14 protein-coding genes are annotated in these 17,323 nt (G+C 68.1%); 3 read left to right on the forward strand and 11 right to left on the reverse strand.

Annotated features, from left to right (window positions below):
- Positions 1-4: 4 nt before the first annotated feature.
- Positions 5-2,446: a DPP IV N-terminal domain-containing protein gene (locus tag AB9O74_RS16890; RefSeq protein ID WP_369349989.1), complete on the reverse strand. Its 2,442-nt coding sequence runs from the start codon at positions 2,444-2,446 to the stop codon at positions 5-7.
- 161 nt (positions 2,447-2,607) lie between these two features.
- Positions 2,608-2,967, reverse strand: coding sequence for a DUF1428 domain-containing protein (locus AB9O74_RS16895; protein WP_369349990.1), 360 nt, complete (start codon positions 2,965-2,967; stop codon positions 2,608-2,610).
- A gap of 664 nt (positions 2,968-3,631) precedes the next feature.
- On the opposite strand from AB9O74_RS16895, the gene AB9O74_RS16900 reads away from it, so the two are divergent.
- Together AB9O74_RS16900 and AB9O74_RS16905 are read left to right on the forward strand one after the other, a co-directional pair.
- Positions 3,632-4,204: an Ax21 family protein gene (locus tag AB9O74_RS16900; protein ID WP_176990938.1), complete on the forward strand. Its 573-nt coding sequence runs from the start codon at positions 3,632-3,634 to the stop codon at positions 4,202-4,204.
- Between the two features lie 128 nt (positions 4,205-4,332).
- On the forward strand, positions 4,333-4,761 hold the full coding sequence (locus AB9O74_RS16905; RefSeq protein WP_369349991.1) for an NUDIX domain-containing protein: 429 nt from the start codon (positions 4,333-4,335) through the stop codon (positions 4,759-4,761).
- Positions 4,762-4,810: 49 nt separating this feature from the next.
- On the opposite strand, the gene AB9O74_RS16910 is transcribed toward AB9O74_RS16905, so the two are convergent.
- The 3 genes from AB9O74_RS16910 to AB9O74_RS16920 are packed head-to-tail and all read right to left on the reverse strand — an operon-like array spanning position 4,811 to position 7,664.
- Positions 4,811-5,743 carry an alpha/beta hydrolase gene (locus tag AB9O74_RS16910; RefSeq protein WP_369349992.1) on the reverse strand — a complete coding sequence of 311 codons (933 nt, stop codon included), beginning with the start codon at positions 5,741-5,743 and terminating at the stop codon, positions 4,811-4,813.
- Entirely contained in the window at positions 5,740-6,609 is an 870-nt protein-coding gene (locus AB9O74_RS16915) for an alpha/beta fold hydrolase (protein WP_369349993.1), read from the reverse strand. The genes AB9O74_RS16910 and AB9O74_RS16915 overlap by 4 nt, the downstream gene beginning before the upstream one ends.
- A complete protein-coding gene (locus AB9O74_RS16920) occupies positions 6,609-7,664 on the reverse strand; it encodes a sugar phosphate isomerase/epimerase family protein (protein ID WP_369349994.1) in 1,056 nt (351 codons plus the stop codon). The genes AB9O74_RS16915 and AB9O74_RS16920 overlap by 1 nt, the downstream gene beginning before the upstream one ends.
- Positions 7,665-7,776: 112 nt before the next feature.
- Here AB9O74_RS16920 and AB9O74_RS16925 point away from each other — a divergent pair, with 112 nt between their 5' ends.
- Positions 7,777-8,367 (forward strand): TetR/AcrR family transcriptional regulator, encoded by a 591-nt coding sequence (locus tag AB9O74_RS16925; protein WP_369349995.1) that lies wholly within the window; start codon positions 7,777-7,779, stop codon positions 8,365-8,367.
- A 12-nt stretch (positions 8,368-8,379) separates the two neighbouring features.
- Here the strand turns inward: AB9O74_RS16925 and AB9O74_RS16930 are convergent, their stop codons facing one another.
- The 6 genes from AB9O74_RS16930 to AB9O74_RS16955 are packed head-to-tail and all read right to left on the reverse strand — an operon-like array spanning position 8,380 to position 17,236.
- Positions 8,380-9,483 carry a sugar kinase gene (locus tag AB9O74_RS16930; RefSeq protein WP_369349996.1) on the reverse strand — a complete coding sequence of 368 codons (1,104 nt, stop codon included), beginning with the start codon at positions 9,481-9,483 and terminating at the stop codon, positions 8,380-8,382.
- A complete protein-coding gene (locus AB9O74_RS16935) occupies positions 9,480-10,661 on the reverse strand; it encodes a GDSL-type esterase/lipase family protein (protein ID WP_369349997.1) in 1,182 nt (393 codons plus the stop codon). Before AB9O74_RS16935 ends, AB9O74_RS16930 begins: the two co-directional genes overlap by 4 nt.
- 30 nt (positions 10,662-10,691) lie before the next feature.
- Positions 10,692-11,447, reverse strand: coding sequence for an SDR family NAD(P)-dependent oxidoreductase (locus AB9O74_RS16940; RefSeq protein ID WP_019185567.1), 756 nt, complete (start codon positions 11,445-11,447; stop codon positions 10,692-10,694).
- Positions 11,448-11,490: 43 nt separating this feature from the next.
- Entirely contained in the window at positions 11,491-12,783 is a 1,293-nt protein-coding gene (locus AB9O74_RS16945) for an MFS transporter (RefSeq protein WP_369349998.1), read from the reverse strand.
- Positions 12,780-14,993, reverse strand: a complete 2,214-nt coding sequence (locus AB9O74_RS16950) for an oligoalginate lyase (protein ID WP_369350015.1) — start codon at positions 14,991-14,993, stop codon at positions 12,780-12,782. The genes AB9O74_RS16945 and AB9O74_RS16950 overlap by 4 nt, the downstream gene beginning before the upstream one ends.
- A 17-nt stretch (positions 14,994-15,010) precedes the next feature.
- Positions 15,011-17,236, reverse strand: a complete 2,226-nt coding sequence (locus tag AB9O74_RS16955) for a polysaccharide lyase 6 family protein (protein ID WP_369349999.1) — start codon at positions 17,234-17,236, stop codon at positions 15,011-15,013.
- Positions 17,237-17,323: the final 87 nt, after the last annotated feature.

Below are 17,323 nucleotides of genomic sequence, written 5' to 3' on the forward strand. Positions count from 1 at the left end.
CGGCTCACGGCGAGGCGGCCACTCCGATCCGATACGGCGGTGGCGTCGCGCCCATCAGGTGCGTGACGAAGTAGTCCCACATCCGGCGCATGTAGTAGTCGTCGTTGCGGAACAGCTCGTGGTCCTGGTTGGGCAGGTACAGCAGGTCGTAATCCTTGTTGGCGAGCGTCAGCGCCCGCGCCAGTTGCAGGGTCAGCGCCGGCATGGCGTTCTCGTCCAGATCGCCGTAGACCAGCATCAGTCGGCCCTGCAGGCGGTCGGCCAGCGCATCGTTGGCCAGCGGTTGGAACAGTGCGGGCACCGCATCGGGCTGCGGGCGCACCGCGGTACCGTCGGCATAGACCGGTTGGCCGCCGACCAGCCGGTCCATCCCATGGATCGCGCCGCCGTACATGCCCTGGAAGCTGTGGCTGCCGGCCGACGCCACGCCGACCTTGTAGAACGCCGGGTGGCGCAGCAGGGCACGCGCTGCGCTGTAGCCGCCGAAGGAGTGCCCATAGATGCCGACGCGGCTCAGGTCCATGCCCGGATAACGGGTGGCCAGCTGGCGGATGGCCGCGACATGATCGTCCAGCTGCAGATCGGCTGCGGTCAGGAAGCTGGCATCGTGGAAGGCCTTGGAACGCCCGGGCGTGCCGCGCGCATCGATGCTCACCACGACGAAGCCGAGCTGGGCCAGGCTGGAACGCGCGACCGGATTCATCGTGGCGGTGGCGTCGACGAAACCGACCGGGGCGTTGGTGATATGCGGTCCACCGTACATGGCATCGATCACGGGATGGCGTCCGGTCCCGCTGTAGCCGGGCGGCAGGTACACCGTCGCCTGCAGTTCGGTACGGCCGTCGGCGGCCAGCACGCTTACCCGCTGCGGCGGCACCCAGCCGGCCGCACGCACGCTGCGGTCATCGGCGTGTTCCAGTTCCAGCACCACGCGCCCATCGGTGGTCGAACGCAGCACGCTGATCGGCGCGAGGTCCACCCGCGAGTAGCTGTCGACCACGTAGGCGGCCGAGGGTGACAGCAGCGTGGACGCACGGCCCCCCATCAGCACGCCGGCGCCGCCATCGATCGCATGGTCGGCCGCTTCCGGTGTGAGCAGGACCGGGGCGCCGCCGTCCAGCGACACGCGGTACAGGCGGCGCTGATACGGATCGCCGGGCTCGCGCCCGCCGGCGGTGAACAGCACCTGGCGACGCGCCTCATCGACGCCGACCACATCACGGACCAGCCATTCGCCGCGGGTCAGCTGGCGGACCACGCGGCCATCGCGGCGGTCGATCAGGTATAGATGGCCCCAGCCATCGCGCTGCGAGAACCAGACGATGCCGTCGCCGCGCTGCAGAACGTGCACGGCTGGCCGGTTGTAGGGGTAGGTGTTGAGCTGCACGCGGGTATCGCTGGTCTCCTCATGCACGGTGCGCACGCGGCCGGTGCGCACGTCCACCTCGACCAGGCGCAGGCGTGCCGGCGCGTCATGGCGCATGATCGCCGTGTAGACCTTGCCGGCATCGGCCGACCAGCCCAGCACCCCCGCCTCGGTCAGCGTGTGCCAGCCATCGGGAACGGCGATGTGGCGCGTGCCGCTACCGTCCACCTCGGTGACGAACCAGGCGTCGCGCACCTGCTCGGCGTCCCCGAGCAGGCCCAGGCGCACCTCGTGCACGACCGGGCGGAAGCCATCGGTCGGGGCCGTCGCCAGATAGGGATAGGGCAGCACCTGGCGCTCGTCATAGCGCACGCCGAACAGGCGCTGGCTGTCCGGCGACCACGTGACCGCGAAGGGCGGCATCTGCAGCCGCCCTTCCCGTTGCGGAATGCCGCGCAGGGCGAAATCGGGCAGCACCCCGTAGCCGTGCGACGCTTCACCTTCCACGGTCAGTGCTCGTCGGCTGCCGTCGGAAACGCTGCGCAGCCACAGGTTGTGCTGCTCGACCCGCACGCTGTGCCGCCCATCCGGTGCCGGCAGATCACGGGGATCGGCGACTGCTGCCGACTGCAGTTCGCAGCCCGCAGGCAGCACGCACGCGACCCGCCGCTGTGGATCCACGCGCAGGGTGATCCGCACGTCATCGCCGCTGCGGGCGACCGCCTCCACCTGTTGCATCACCCTGTCCGGATCGACGATGCCGGCGGCCGCCAGCGTGCTGCGCATCGTGTCGCTGTCGAACAGTTCGGTGCGCGTGGACGCGGCAGGGTCGACCAGCAGGTAGCTCGTGCGGCCGTGCTCATCCTGGCGTGGATACCAGAAGCGGCCATCGTCGAGCCAGCGCGGCACCACCGTGGCATTGCGGACCTTGCCGCGCAGCTGCTGGTCCAGCACGCGTTCGGCGCGCTGGTACTGCGCCAGCCCCGGCCCTTCAGCCCGGGCCGGCCGGCTGGCGATCACGCCAAGCCCGAGCGCGGCTGCGAGCAGACAACCAAACATCCCCGGACGTACTGCTGCCATACCGATCGCTCCTTGATGACGGCGGCCCCGCGGGCGGCATCGTCATCATGGCGCGCGCTACCTGCCAGCCTGGAGCACCGAGCATGCCGGTGCTCCAGCGCCGACTCAAGCGGCGTTGCGCCAACAGGTCCGCCTGGCCCGGGCCGACCCCGGCGCCCGTATCACTGCTTCAATTCCATCACCGGCACGAAGCCGCCGTAGATCATCCGCTTGCCGTCGAACGGCATCGGATTGTTCTCCGGGTTCATCTGCGGGTCTTCCATCATCTTCTGCATGCCGGCATCGCGCGTGGCCTTGTCCGGCCATTCGATCCAGGAAAACAGCACCGCCTCGTCCTCCTTCGCTTCGACCGCGCGATGGAAGTCGGTCTGCTTGCCGTGCGGAACATCATCCCCCCAACACTCCACCACGCGCAGCGCACCGTGTTTGATGCAGATCGCATCGCCCATGCGGGCGTGCTCGAGGAACTTGTCTTTGTTCGCGGTCGGGACGGCCAGTACGAAACCATCGATATAAGCCATGACAACGCTCCGGATGGCGCGCCAGGATGGGCGCCTTCAAGGCATACGACGAACCAGGGGGCGGACGATCGACACTGCGCTCGAGGCCCTTTGCGGCGGGTGAACACTCTGGGCGGACCCGGGTGATCCCATTCAGCGGGGCCGGCCCCGCACCCGGCCGAGGGTCCGGGGGGGTCAGAAAAATCCGAATCAGAGTGAGGAACTTCCTGATGGTTCAGCTGACGCATCCAGCCCATGATGGCGGTGCCGGGCAGGACGCCCCATGGCGCCCTGCGGTCCAACGCCCCACGGCACGGACCTCGGTGCATTCAGGAGGATGGACGCGTTAGCCGATTACTCCCCAAGAGCGGCTTCCCCAGCGCGTGACGCCCCGCAAGGGCACCGTCGTGACCAGAGTCCTTTCCCGCACGGCTCCCGTGCGTGGCCTTTCCCCCGCATCTGCTGCCCGCGTGACGATCGCGCGCTACGGGCATTCACGCCTTCATCGCCTGGAAAAAGCCACGCGCGTATGCCAGAGCGCGTCTGAACGCCGCCCCAAAATTCACTTTTGTGCAGGCGGTCAACTTCAGGGCGGGTTGTGTCGAATAACGGAGAATTTACATTCCCGATGCAGTCCGGCCTCCATGCCGGGTGCAAGTAGTCCAAGACATAAAGGTGTACCCCCATGAAGACTTCGTTGATTGCTCTGGCCCTGGCTGCCGCCCTCCCGTTCACCGCTTCGGCGGCTGAAGGCCTGTCCTACAACTACGCTGAAGCTGACTACGTCAAGACCGACGCAGACGGCGGCAAGGCCGATGGTTGGGGCGTGAAGGGTTCCTACGCCTTCCACCCGAACTTCCACGCCTTCGGTGAGTACAACCAGCAGAAGACCGACATCGGTGACTTCAAGATCGACCAGTGGCGCGTCGGCGTGGGCTACAACCAGGAAATCGGCAACAGCACCGACTTCGTGGGTCGCGTTGCCTACAACAAGTTCGACCCGAAGGAAGGCCTGGACTTCAACGGCTACAGCGCTGAAGCCGGTATCCGTACCGCGTTCGGCCAGCACGCCGAAGTCTATGCCATGGCCGGCTACGAGGATTACAGCAAGAAGCACGGCGTCAATCCGGATGGCCAGTTCTACGGCCGCCTGGGTGGCCAGGTGAAGTTGAACCAGAACTGGGGCATCAACGGCGACATCAAGATGGATCGCCACGGTGACAAGGAATGGTCGGTCGGCCCGCGCTTCAGCTGGTAATCCCAGCGTGACCGCATCGCCACGCGCCTGATCGGCGTGGCAGGAAAGGCCCGGCATTGCCGGGCCTTTTTCGTGGGCGCGGTTTCCGCGGGGAGAGGGATAATGAGGCACTGTCATGGAGATGCCTGATGTCCGAGTCCCCTGCGCTGCAGCAACCCCGCCTCGGTTGCGGTGCCGTCATCCAGCGCGCCGATGGCGCGATCCTGCTGGTCCAGCGCGGGCGTCAGCCCGAACAGGGCCACTGGGGCCTGCCCGGTGGCAAGGTCGATTGGATGGAGAAGGTCGAAGATGCCGTGGTGCGCGAAGTCCTGGAAGAAACCGGACTCGAGGTGACCGTCGAACGGCTGCTGTGCGTCGTGGATCACTTCGAACCGGCGCTGGGGCAGCACTGGGTGGCGCCGGTGTATGTCGTGCGCACGCGGGATGCATCCATCGCGGCAGTGAAGGAACCGGAAGCGTTGCTTGCACTGGGCTGGTTCCCGCCGGATGCGCTGCCCGCGCCGCTGACCCTTTCTGCGCTGCGCGCGATGGGGCAGCTTTCGATGACTCCACCTTGATGGCAAGGCCCGGCAGTGCAGGACCTCGCCCGTTGAGGTGGTAGCAGGGCTACACCCGCCCAGCCAACAGCGCGGCACTTCGATCCAGCAGCATCCGCGCGGCCGGCGCCAATCCCAGCAGGTGCAGGCATGCGTGGATCATGCCGGGCAGGCGTTCGCAGGCCACCGCTACGCCCGCCTGCCGCAGGCGCGCGGCGTACTGTTCGCCTTCATCACGCAGCGGGTCGTACGCGCACACCAGCACCGTGGCCGGGGGCAGCCCGCGCAGGTCCTTCGCGCGCGCTGGGACGGCGTAGGCGTTGGCGTCGTCGCCGGGGTTGAGATACGCCTCCCAGCAGCGTTGCATCAACACAGTCGTCAGGTAATGGCCCTCGCCGAAGCGCTGGTGGCTGTCGTGGTCGGTGACGGTGTCGAGTGCGGGATACAGCAGCAGCTGGTGATCGATGGTCGGCCCACCTCGGTCGCGGGCAAGCAGCGCCACGGCCGCGGCCAGGTTGCCGCCGGCACTGTCGCCGCCCACCCCCAGCCGTGCCGGATCGATGTCGAGCGTGGCCGCGTGGCGGCTTGCCCAGCACAGGGCGGCGTACACGTCCTCCAGCGGGATCGGGAAGCGGTGTTCCGGTGCCAGCCGATAGTCCACCGACAGCACTACGCAACCGGTCGCGTTGGCGAGCGCCCGGCACGGGTTGTCGTAGACCGCCAGCGAACACTGGAACCAGCCGCCGCCATGGGCGAAGACCAGCCCCGCGCGCGGCTGGCTCTGCCGGTGTCCGGTGGGCCAGTAGGCACGCACGGTGATGGCCTGGCCGTCGCCCGTCTCCACGCTGAAATCGCGGACGGACTCGACGGCCTCCAATGGCCCGTGCAGGGTGGGCAGGGCCATCTCGCTCGCGCTGCGCAATTCCGCCAGCGACATCCCCGCCACCGCCTCCGGCGGCGGCAGGGTGGACAGGAAGCGGGCGATGTCCGGGTCCAAGCTCATGCGGTGATCTCCGGCAGCAGGAACGGCAGCAGCTGCGCCAGGAACGCCTCCGGTGCCTCTTCCATGACGAAGTGGCCGCAGTCGGCGATCATCGTGCCGCGCAGGTCGCTGGCGTGCGCGCGCATGGTGTCCATCGGCATGTCGGCGGTGGCGTGCTCGGCGCCGATCGCCAGCACCGGCATGGCCAACGGGGTGAGCGCGCGCTGCCGGTTCTGACGGATCGTCTCCGGGATCGCCCGGTAGTAGCCGAAGCCACCGCTGAGCCCGCCCGGTGCCGCATACGCCCGGATGTAGACCTCGCTGGCGACCGCTTCGCGGCGATGCGCCCAGCGGTCGAACATGAAGGTCAGGTAGGCCCGCTCGCGGCCGGCGATCAGCGCCTCGGGCAGGTCGCGCACCTGGTTGAACATGAAGTGCCACAGGAAGATGTTGTCCTCCGGCGCCACGAACACCGGCGGTGCATCGGCCAGGCCGGGGATCACCGCTTCGGTGATGGCCAGGCGCTGCACCGCCTGCGGCTGGTCGCTGGCCAGCGCGTAGGCCACCCACATGCCGACGTCATGGCCCACCACCTGGTAGCGCGCGTGGCCCAGCTGCTGCATCACCGCATGCAGCGTGGCGGCGATGTTGCCGGTGTCATAGCCCTGCGCAGGCGTATCCGAATCGCCCGTTCCCGGCGGATCCACGGCGATTGCCTGGAACCCCTGCGCGGCGAGTGCCTGCATGACATGGCGCCAGGCATACCAGGTCTGCGGCCAGCCGGGGATCAGCAGCACCGGCCGGCCCTCGCCGAGCAGGGCGCAATGCACGCTGCGCCCGTCGATACGCACGTGGCGGTGGCTGACGCCTTCAAGTTCCAACATCATCAGAGGATCCCCAACATGCCGTGGATCTGCGCACGACTGACCGGTGCGCCCGCGAAATCGTCGAAGATGCGGTCGGTGACCTTGATGATGTGCGCGTTGATGAAGGCCACGCCCTCGCGCGCGCCGTCTTCCTGGTTCTTCAGACAGCACTCCCATTCCAGCGTGGCCCACCCGTCGTAGTCGTACTGGGCCAGCTTGGAGAAGATGCCCTTGAAGTCCACCTGCCCATCACCGAGCGAGCGGAAGCGCCCGGCACGCTCGGTCCAGCCGCTGTAGCCGCCGTAGATGCCCTGGCGCCCGCTGGGGTTGAACTCCGCGTCCTTGATATGAACCATGCCGATGAAATCGCGGTAGATATCCAGGAAGTCCAGGTAATTGAGCTGCTGCAGCACGAAGTGGCTGGGATCGAACAGGATCCGGCAGCGTCGGTGGTCACCGACGGCGGCATGGAAGCGCTCGAAGCTGGTGCCATCGTGCAGGTCTTCGCTGGGGTGGATCTCATAGCAGAGGTCCACGCCATGGGCGTCGCACACCTCCAGGATCGGCAGCCAGCGCCGCGCCAGCTCCTCGAACGCGGCCTCGATCAAACCGTCCGGGCGCTGCGGGAAGGGGAACAGGTAGGGCCAGGCGAACGAACCGGAGAAGGTGCCCATGCGGTCCAGGCCCAGGCGTTGCGAGGCCTGGGCGGCCAGCTTGATGCGCTCCACCGCCCACGCGCTGCGCGCGGCCGGATCGCCCTGCAGGTGCGCGGGAGCGAAGCTGTCGCACAGTGCATCGTAGGCCGGGTGCACCGCCACCAGCTGGCCGAAGATATGCGTGGTGAGTTCGCTGATCACCAGCCCGTGGCCGGCCAGCATCGCGATCATGTCATCGCAGTACTGCTGGCTGTGCGCGGCTTTCTCCACATCGAACAAGCGTTCGTCCCAGGCCGGGATCTGCAGGGCCTTGAAGCCCTGGCTGGCCGCCCAGGCGGCAATCGAGGGCAGGTCGTTGAACGGGGGTTGGTCTGCACTGAACTGGGCCAGGTGCAGGCTGGGGCCTTTGATGGTGCGCATCGGATGTCGCCTTATTGTTTGTCGAGCGACAAAGAATAGGCGCACGGATGATCCCGGTCAACGCCGGGTATCGTTAGAATCGCCGCAACGTTTCTTCCCGTAGTGATGCCCCATGGCCGGACGCCCGCGCGAATTCGACAAAGACCACGCCCTGAAGCAGGCCATGCTGCTGTTCTGGGCGCGTGGCTATGAAGGCACGTCGATGTCGGCGCTGGTGGAGGCGCTGGGCATCGCATCGGCGCGGATCTACGCCGCCTTCGGCAGCAAGGAGCAGCTCTTCCGCGAGGTCGTGGCGTTGTACGAGGCCGGCGACGGCGGCTTTGCCGACCGTGCCCTGCGCGAACAGGCGGTGCGCCCGGCGATCGAACGCCTGCTGCATGACGCGGTCCTGACCTACACCCGGCGTGGTCGCGCGCAGGGCTGCCTGGTGGTCTCTGCGGCGACCAGCACCGCACCGGAGAATGAAGCGGTGATGGACTGGCTGGCCGAACACCGCCGCCAGCGCACCCAGTCGATCATCGCCCGCCTGCAGCAGGCCGCCAGCACAGGTGAGCTTGCCGATGGCGTCGACGTGCAGGCGATCGGCGACTACTACGCCACCGTGCTGCATGGCATTTCGACCCAGGCCCGCGACGGCGTGGGGCGGGCGCGGTTGCTGGCGGCGGTGGCGCTGGCGATGCGCGCGCTGCCGACCCGGGACTGATCCCGGGCAGGGTCAACGTTTCGCGGCGGCGCTGTCGCCCCGGGCTACGGCCTCCACTTCCGCCAGGCTGGTGATGGCGTAGTCGCCCGGCGTGGACATCGCCAGCGCGCCATGCGCGGCGCCCAGGTCCACTGCCGCCTGCTCGCCCTTGCCGCTGAGCAGGGCATGCACCACGCCGGCGACGAAGGCATCGCCACCGCCGACCCGGTCGAGCAGGTCCACTTCGCGCGCGTCGGAGACATACAGCTGCGCCCGCGTGCGCAGCGCACCCGCCCACCCATGCCGGGCCGCCGTGGCGGCGTCGCGCAGGGTGAAGGCCACGGCCTGCAGCGTGGGGAACCGGGCCAGTGCACGTACCGCGGCGGCCTCGGCCGGGCCGACATCCATCGGCGTGTGGCGACGCCCGAGATCGCTCAGGTCCATGCCCAGGCACGCGGCGAACGAATACTCATCACCGATCAGCAGGTCGCACTCGGCAGCGATCGCACAGTTGGCGTGGCGCGCAGCGTCCGGATCGGGATGGCTGTTCCAGAGGCTGGCGCGGTAGTTGAGGTCGTAGGAGACCGCCACGCCGTGGCGCCGCGCGGCACGCACCGCCGTGATCGCCGTCTCCGCGCTGTGCTCGGACAGGGCGGCGAAGATTCCACCGGTGTGCAGCCAACGCACGCCGTGCTGGCCGAACAGTGCATCCCAGTCGAACGCCTCCGGCTGCAGCTGCGAGGCGGCCGAGTACGCGCGATCGGAGATCCCCAGCGGCGCACGTGCGCCGAATCCACGCTCGGTGAAGTTCAGCCCCATGCGCGTGTTGCGGCCGATGCCGTCGTAGTCACGCCAGACGATCTGGCCGGCATCCACGCCACCGGCCTGGATCAGCTGCCGGGCGAGCAGGCCGAGCTCATTGCGCGGCAGGGCGGTAAGCACGCCGGTGCGATGCTCGAAGGTGCTGCACAGGCCGCGCGCGACGTTGTACTCGCCGCCGCCTTCCCACACGGTGAACTGGCGCGCGCTGCGGATCCGGCCTTCACCGGGATCGAAGCGCAGCATCACCTCGCCCAGCGCCAGTGCGTCCCAGCGCTGGCCCCTGTCAGGCGCAACCCGGAAGGCCTGGGCACTCATCGCGCCGGGCAACCGAGCAGGGCCAGATCGATGCCGTCGGCCATCCGCCGGTAGCCTTCATCGTTGGGATGCAGGTGGTCGCGGGTGATGTCCTCGGGCAGGTTCTCCGGGTTGGCCGGATCACGCAGGATCCGGTCGAAGTCGATCAGCCCATCGAAGCCGCTGCGGCCGCCGCGCATCCAGGTGTTGAGCGTGGTGCGGGTGGCGGCGGCGATCGGCTCGTAGCGGTCCGAATCACCGAAGGGGGTGATCGTGGCAGCGATCGGGCGGATGCCGTTACTGTGCAGGCGCTCCGCGATCTGCCGGTAGCCCAGCACCATGTCCTCGGCGTTGCGGCCGGCCATGGGCGGGGTTCCACCGTCGTGGCGGATGTCGTTGATGCCTTCAAACACGATGACGCGGTCCACGTTCGGCAGCGCGATCACATCGCGGTCCAGCCGCGCCAGCGCGCTGTGGCTGCGGCCATGGTCCATCACCTTGTTGCCACTGATGCCGGCGTTGACCACCACCACCTGGTCCGGACAGGCCTGCTGCAGGCGGGCGGACAGCAGTGCGGGCCAGTCACCGTTGCTGCCGCGGGTGGCCGTGGCGCCTTCGGTGATCGAGTCGCCGAGGGCGACCACCACGACAGGCTTGCGGGTACGTTCGGCCAGCACGGCGGAAACCACGTTCTGCCGGTAGGCGAGTTTGACCGCATCGCCCACGGTGGCAGCGCGGCCGTCGGCGATGCGCAGCGCGGTGCGGCGCACGGCAGGGCGGGTGGCATCCGGGAAGTACACGGTGAGCGAGACGTCGGCCAGCGCCGGTGCGGTGATCGCGACCGGGTCGCTGAGCAGGGCGGCGCCGACCGGCACCACGACATCGCCACGTCCATTGAAAGTGACCGGCTTGGCCGCGGTGGCGGTGCCGGTGAGATGGGCCGAGGCACTGCCGATATGCAGCGGTGCCTGGCCGAGTTCATTGCTGATGCGGAAGCGCAGGGCGCGGGCCGAACTGGCCAGGCGCATGTCCTGGCGTACGGTCTGGTTCGCGAACTGCACCGGGGCCTCGGGGGTGCCATCGAGACGGTCCGGGGCCGGCGAAGCGGTCCAGGCCGGCACCCAGACCTGGGCCTGGGCGGGCAGCGCCGCAGCGCTGGTGGCAAGTGCAAGAGAGAATGCAGTGATCCAGCGCAGCATGGCGGCCCTCCCAGGCGGTCAGCGGGTCAATCAGGAGAAGTAGGTGCCGCCGTTGACGTCGACGTTGGCACCGGTGATGAAACCGGCCGCATCCGACGCGAGGTACACGGCGGTATCGGCGGCTTCCTGCGGGCGGCCCTGGCGGCGCAGCGGCGTATTGCCTGCCACCGCGGTGCGCACTTCCGGCTTGGTGAACTCGTCATGGAAGCGGGTGGCGATCATGCCGCAGCACAGCGCGTTGACGCGGATGCCGCGCGGGCCCAGCTCCTTCGCCATGGCACGGGTAAACGTCATCACCGCGGCCTTGGCGGTGGCGTAGATCGCCGCGCCCGGGCCACCGCCATCGCGGCCGGCCTGCGAAGCGAAGTTCACGATCGCGCCGCCTTCGGGCATGTGCGGTACCACCGCATGCGTGGTCAGGTAGACCGAACTCATGTTGAGGTCCATCACCTTGTGGAAGAACGCCTCGTCGATCTCGGCCAGCGGACGGCGCTGGACCATGCCACCGGCCACGTTCACCAGTACATCGATCTGCGGGCCGAACGCGGCCTGGGTCGCGGCGACCATCGCCGCCACCGCCTTGGCATCGGTGACATCGGCGCGATGCACGATCGCGGTGCCGCCGGCGGCTTCGACCTGCTTGAGGGTCTCCTGCGCGCTGGCTTCGTCGTTGGCGTAGTTGATGCACACCTTGGCACCGGCCGCGGCCAGCTTGAGCGAGATCTCGCGGCCGATGTCACGGCCGCCACCGGTGACGATCGCCACCTTGTCCTTGAATTGAGTCATGAAACACTCCTGTGATGCGTTGGGGGAAAGGGAAGAAGGGGGCTCAGCGGCGCTCGACCGGGCCGTGGATTTTTTCCACGCGACCGGTGACCAGCCACAGCGCCAGCAGGGAGGCCGGCACCAGGGCCGCCACCAGGATGAAAATCGGTGCGTAGGATTCGTGGGTCATCGCCGGCACCAGCCAGGTGGTGATCAGCGTGCCGGCCACCGCGGCCATGCCGCCCAGGCCGGCGACCGAACCAACCGACTTGCCACTGAAGATGTCGCCGGGCAGGGTCTGGATGTTGCCGATGGCGATCTGGAAGCCGAGCAGCACGAAGGCGATGGTGACGACCGCCCAGACCGGATCGGTGGCCAGCACCGCGCCGATCAGCGCCGGGGCCATGATCGCGCCGCCCAGGGTGATCACCACCTTGCGCGCCTTGTCCACGCTCCAGCCGGCGCCGATCAGGCGGCCGGACAACCAGCCGCCACCGAGGCTGCCGATCATCGCGCCGACGTAGGGCACCCAGGCGAAGATGCCGATCTGCTTGATGTCGAAACCAAAGGTGTCGGCCAGATAGATCGGCAGCCAGGACACGAACAGCCACCAGATCGGGTCCAGGAAGAACCGCGAGATCAGGATGCCCCAGGTCTGGCGGTGGCCCAGCAGCTGGCGGACGTTCGGTACGTACTCGGCAACCGGCACCGCAGGCTGCTCGGCCGGCGCATCCAGGATCAACGCACGTTCGGCCGCGCTCACCCACGGGTGCTTGTCCGGTCCGGCGCGGTAGATGATCAGCCACGGCAGCAGCCAGATGAAGCCGATCGCACCGATCAGGATGAAGGTGCCGCGCCAGCCCAGCCACAGGAACAGCACGGCGATCAGCGGCGCGGAGATGATGGCGCCGATCGAGGCGCCGGCGTTGAACACGCCCTGCGCCAGCGCACGCTCACGCGCCGGGAACCACTCGGCATTGGCCTTGACCGCGCCCGGCCATGCACCGGCCTCGCTGATGCCGAGCATGGCGCGCACGATGCTGAAGGACAGGATGGAGTGGGTGACCGAGTGCAGCGCGATCGAGACCGACCACACCGCGATCGACAGCGCGAAGCCCAGCCGCGTGCCGATGATGTCGAACAGGCGCCCGAACACGAACTGGCCGGCGGCGTAGAACAGCATGAACACCGTGACCAGCAGCGCGTAGTCCTCCTTGGTCGCGCCGACATCCTGCGAAATCTGCGGCCACATCACCGCCAGGGCGTTGCGGTCGATGTAGTTGATCACCGTGGCCACGGCGATCAGTGCCACGATCAGCCAACGGACATAGGTGCGGGTCTGCGTGGTGACTTTCATTTGCCGTCCTTGCCAGTGCTGGTATCGAAGCGCTTCCAGCCGCCGTCCCAGCGCCAGCTGTGTCCGCCGCCGCTGACTTCATGCGCGCCACCCTTGGCCGGGTCATCGGCGATGCCCAGCGCCAGGCGCTTGCCACCGGCCAGGTCGAGCACCAGCACGTCCGCATCCTTGCCGCGGTAGTGGGTGAGACGGTCGATGCGGCTGTTGGCGCCGCGCACGGTTTCGGCGGTGCCGTCGTACTGGCCGTGCGGTTCGAGCACGCCGTAGAACGTGGTGTCAGCCTGGCCATCCACGCGCTGCAGCAGCATCGGCTCGCGGCGCAGATTGAACGAGGGATCGTTCGCACCGCTCTCGCCGATCAACGCGCGCGAGGGTGCAGTGCTGGCGAAGCGGTACGTATAGAAACGGCCGTCGAGCAGCCAGGTCAGGCTGCGCGCCTCGCTGGTCGGCTCGCTGGCCGCATCGATCCACACATGCTGGTAGCCGTTGGCCTTGCCCAGCACCGGACGCGCGGCAACCGCGGATTGGCTCTTGAAGCCCACGTCCATGATGTGCCCATTGAAGTGCAGCGGCAGGTCATAGCGCGCGGCCTTGGCGCCGGTGACGCGCAGCAGATCCAGCACCACCGGTTCGCCCAGCGCAGGATGCGAGAGCAGCGCCTGGGTGCGGGTGAAGCTGACGCCGTCATAGGCCCCTTCCATCCGCGCCGAAGCGATCTGGGTGTCGTCGCTGACCGCGAACAGCAGCGGGGTCGGTGCCAGTGGCTGGCCCTTCTTCCAGTCGCCACCGAAGTGGCTCTGCTCGTTCACCACCAGCGTGTTGTGCGCGATGGTCTGCCGTGCCCAGCTGGCGTTCTCCGGCAGGTAGATGCCGCCGGCCTTCGCCTCGATGTTGAGGAAGCGCGCGGCGCCGTAATCGGTGACCACGCGCTGGCCGTTGTCGTAGAACAGCCAGTTGAGCTTGTCGAAGTGGCCGTGGCCCATGCCCTGCTTGGTGTTCTTCATCACCAGCGCCTGGCCGTCCTCGCCGCCCATGCGCAGGATCGCCAGCGCGCCTTCGGTGCCGTCCGGGCCGTCACGCAGCAGGGTGGGGACGAAGGCGAATGGCTTGGCCTTGTTCCCGGCCAGCGCCTGGGCAACCTGCAGGCCCTCCGGCGAGAGCAGCACGCGCTTCTGTGTCTGGGCCACCGAAAGCAGGCGGGCATCGCCGGTCTGCGCGTACGCGATATCGATGCCGGCCACCAGTTCCTCGGTGTCCAGGCCCTTGTCGAGGATGGCGTCGTTGATCGGGAAGAAGTAGCCGCCGTAGCTGCTCTGCACCAGCGCATCCACGGCCTTGAGCAGCACGCCGTCGCGGCGCTGGAAGATGCCGCGCTGCGGTTCGTTGCGCTCGATGGCATTGGCGAACAGGATGAACGGGGCCAGCGCATACCGCTGGTAGTACGGGCCTTCTTCGTAATACCCGTCCGGCGAGAACAGCTGATCGACCTGTTTCAGGAAGCCGGCGCTGCCATCGCGTTTGCTGCCCTGCAGGGCTTTGTCGACGTAGCCGGTATCGCGCAGGACGTAGCCGGTCATGCCCACGGCAGCGACGGCCCAGGTGGCGTGGTTGTGGATCTTGTCGAAGTTCTCCGGCGTGCCGGACAGGAAATCGGCCATCGCGCGGAACACCTGCGTATCGATGGTCTCGCGGTCGGCGGCACTGAGCGTGTCGCGGATCGCGTCGTAACCCTGCGCGGCGCTGACCAGCCAGACCGAATCGTTGAGGGTCTGCCAGAACAGCCGGCCGGGGATCTGGCCGCGGCCCTGCGGGTGCGCGCCCAGGCCCGGGTAGAGCTTGGCGTAACCCAGCAGCAGGTCGCGGGCGAAGGTGGCATACGCCTTGTCGCCGGTCAGGCGGTACAGCGCGCCGGCCGCCTGGATGGCCTGGTAATTGCGCTTGTGCTGTTCGTGGGTGTAGCCGCCGCCCTTGTCCTTGGGCACCGGCACGTCGATGCCGGCCGTCATCATCGCGCGCACGCGCTGCTCCGCCCGCTGCTGTTCCTTGGCGAACAGCGGCGAGCGCGCGCCCTCGGCCCGCATCTGCGTCCACTGCGCGGCGGTGACCAGCACCGGCGCGGTGGCGGCGTCGGCGGGCGCCTGCCGGGCGGCGGGGGCGGCCTGCGCCGCGGGCAATGCGGCCCCACCAAGCGTGGCGGCGAGCAGCAGCATCAGGGGCGGGGCGTGATTCATGGCAGGGCCTCAACAGGGGTATCGGACAGCAACGGCGCGGTGGCCGTCAGCGGGTTGTCGCCCATGCGCAGGGTGGGTTCCCCGACGCGATGGCTGAAACGGATGCGGCCGCTGCGGTCGAAGCGGTTGTCGCGGATGCTGGCGAACTGCACGCCATGCAGGCGCAGGCTGGTGTCATCTGCCACGCCCACCTGCTCGAACTGGTTGCCGCGCACCTGCAGCGCCGGGCCAAAGGTGCTTTCGTCGGTGCCGCCGCGATACAGGTTCAACACCGGTCCGCCGATGCGGCGGAAGCGGGAGTCCAGCAGATCGACCTGCTCGGCGTTGTAGGTGCCGAGGTCATCGGTCTCGGCGGCCGCGGCGATCACGCTGCCGCTGATGTCCTCCACCGTGACGTTCGATAGCGCGATCCGCGCGGCCAGGCTGCCTTTGCCGGTGGCGATCACGTCGAAGGCCTTGTTGGCGGTCAGCCCGTGGACGCGGCTGTCTTCGATAAGCAGCGTGTAGTTGAAGGCCTGGCTGCCGGGCGGCACGCGGATCACTGCGTTGCCGGCGGCGTCCGGTGCGAGCGCGCCGTCGATGTCCAGCCGCGCCAGGCGCAGCGAACCGCCCGCGCCGATCTCGAACAGGCTCGGCCGCGAGAACTGCACGCTGGCTTGGCCGCGCGCGGGGCCGAGCACGCTGAGCGGATGGTCCACCGCCAGCACCTGGCTCACGGTATAGCGGCCGCGCTGCAGCTGTAGCCGGTCGCCCGGCGCGCTGGCGGCCACGGCGGCGGTCAACGTGTCCTCGCCCGGTGCGACCTGGCGCACGGCGCCACTATCCAGTGCGGTGGCCGGCAGGGTCTTGGGGTACCAGTCCACGCCGACCTGGTCGCGCGCGATCGGCGTCAGGTCGCGCGGAGCACCGGCATCGACCGCGGTGGTGGGGTAAAGAAGGCCGTTGGCCGCGCGCTGCAGGGTCAGGGACTGAGCGCGGACACCGCCGGGGAAGCCGGGTGACACGGCAGGGCTCTGCACGTTGCCGGCGAAGGTGATGCCGGAGAGGTCACCCTGCGTGCGCAGCGGATCGCGTTTCCCATCGCCGATGAAGAGGTTGCCGGCCATGCGGCTGTTCACCGGCATCGCATTGCGCTCCTCATCCAGCCCCGCGCCCAGCAGCAGGGTGCCGACCTGGATGAAGCTGTTGCGTTCGATCACCGCATGGTCGATCTGCTCGTAGCGGTTCAATGGCGCGTTGTGCGTACCGGCCATCACGCTCAAGGCGGCGGCGAAGTTGTCGCCGGCGATGCCTTCGAAGTAGTTGTCGCGCACGGTCTGGTTGCGGTTGATCACGCGCACCCCGCCGGTATGCGCCTTGCCATGGCCGAAGAACACATTGCGCTCGACCAGATTGCCATGGCCGTGGCGCAGCACCAGTGAGCCGCGCGAATCCTGGAAGACGTTGCCGCGGTACGTGTTGCCACCGGACTTGTTGGAGACGATCTCGACCTCGCCATCGCACTGCTCGAACCAGTTGTTCTCCACTACGGTGCGCGAATCGGACTGCGAATCGTGGCTGGTGCCGATGCGCATCGTCTCGCCGCCGTTGGAGCCCAGGTTGGGTCGCGGGCCGAACCAGTTGTGGTCGATGCGGTGCTGGTTGTCCAGGCCGCTGGTGGCGTTGCGAACCACCACCAGGGTGGTGCCGGCATTGGTCTTGCCCACCAGCTGGTTGTGGTCGAAGCGGTTGTGCTGGCCGTACAGCGCCACCCAGTGATCGGACTGCTGGCGGTCGGGCTTGTTGTAGCGGTCGATCACGATCCCGGTAACGCGGCTGTGGTCGGCCCACTCGCTGGCCGACCGCCGGAAGGAGATCACTTCACCGCCGGGTGCCCAGCCATCGCGGAACACAAGGTTGGAGACCTCCAGATGCGCACCGGCCAACCTCAGCTGGGACTGGCCGCTGAGAATCACCTTGCCGGGGGTCTGGGCCGTCAACTTAATTGGTTGACCAATTTTGCCGGTACCCCGGAAAAGCAGGTCGACGTCGCGCCAGACGCCATCCGCCAGGACCACCGTATCGCCGGGGGCGAGGGCGCGTACCGCAGTGGCGTATGCAGCAGCATCGCGCACCAGGTAATCGGCCGCCACGGCAGGGAACGTCGCCAGCGACAGGCTCACCAGCAGGGCCTTGGCCATGGGGCGCAGCGCCAACGGCGCATGCGAGTGTTGCAAAGTCACGGGTTACCCTCCCAGATGAACCGTAGCGACCAACGCGAGCCACGATCCTAACAGGTTGCCGGACGTGCACGTCAACCACAATCGCAT

The organism is Stenotrophomonas sp. JAG2 (assembly GCF_041080745.1).
GTDB classification, from domain to species: Bacteria; Pseudomonadota; Gammaproteobacteria; order Xanthomonadales; family Xanthomonadaceae; genus Stenotrophomonas; species Stenotrophomonas maltophilia_AA.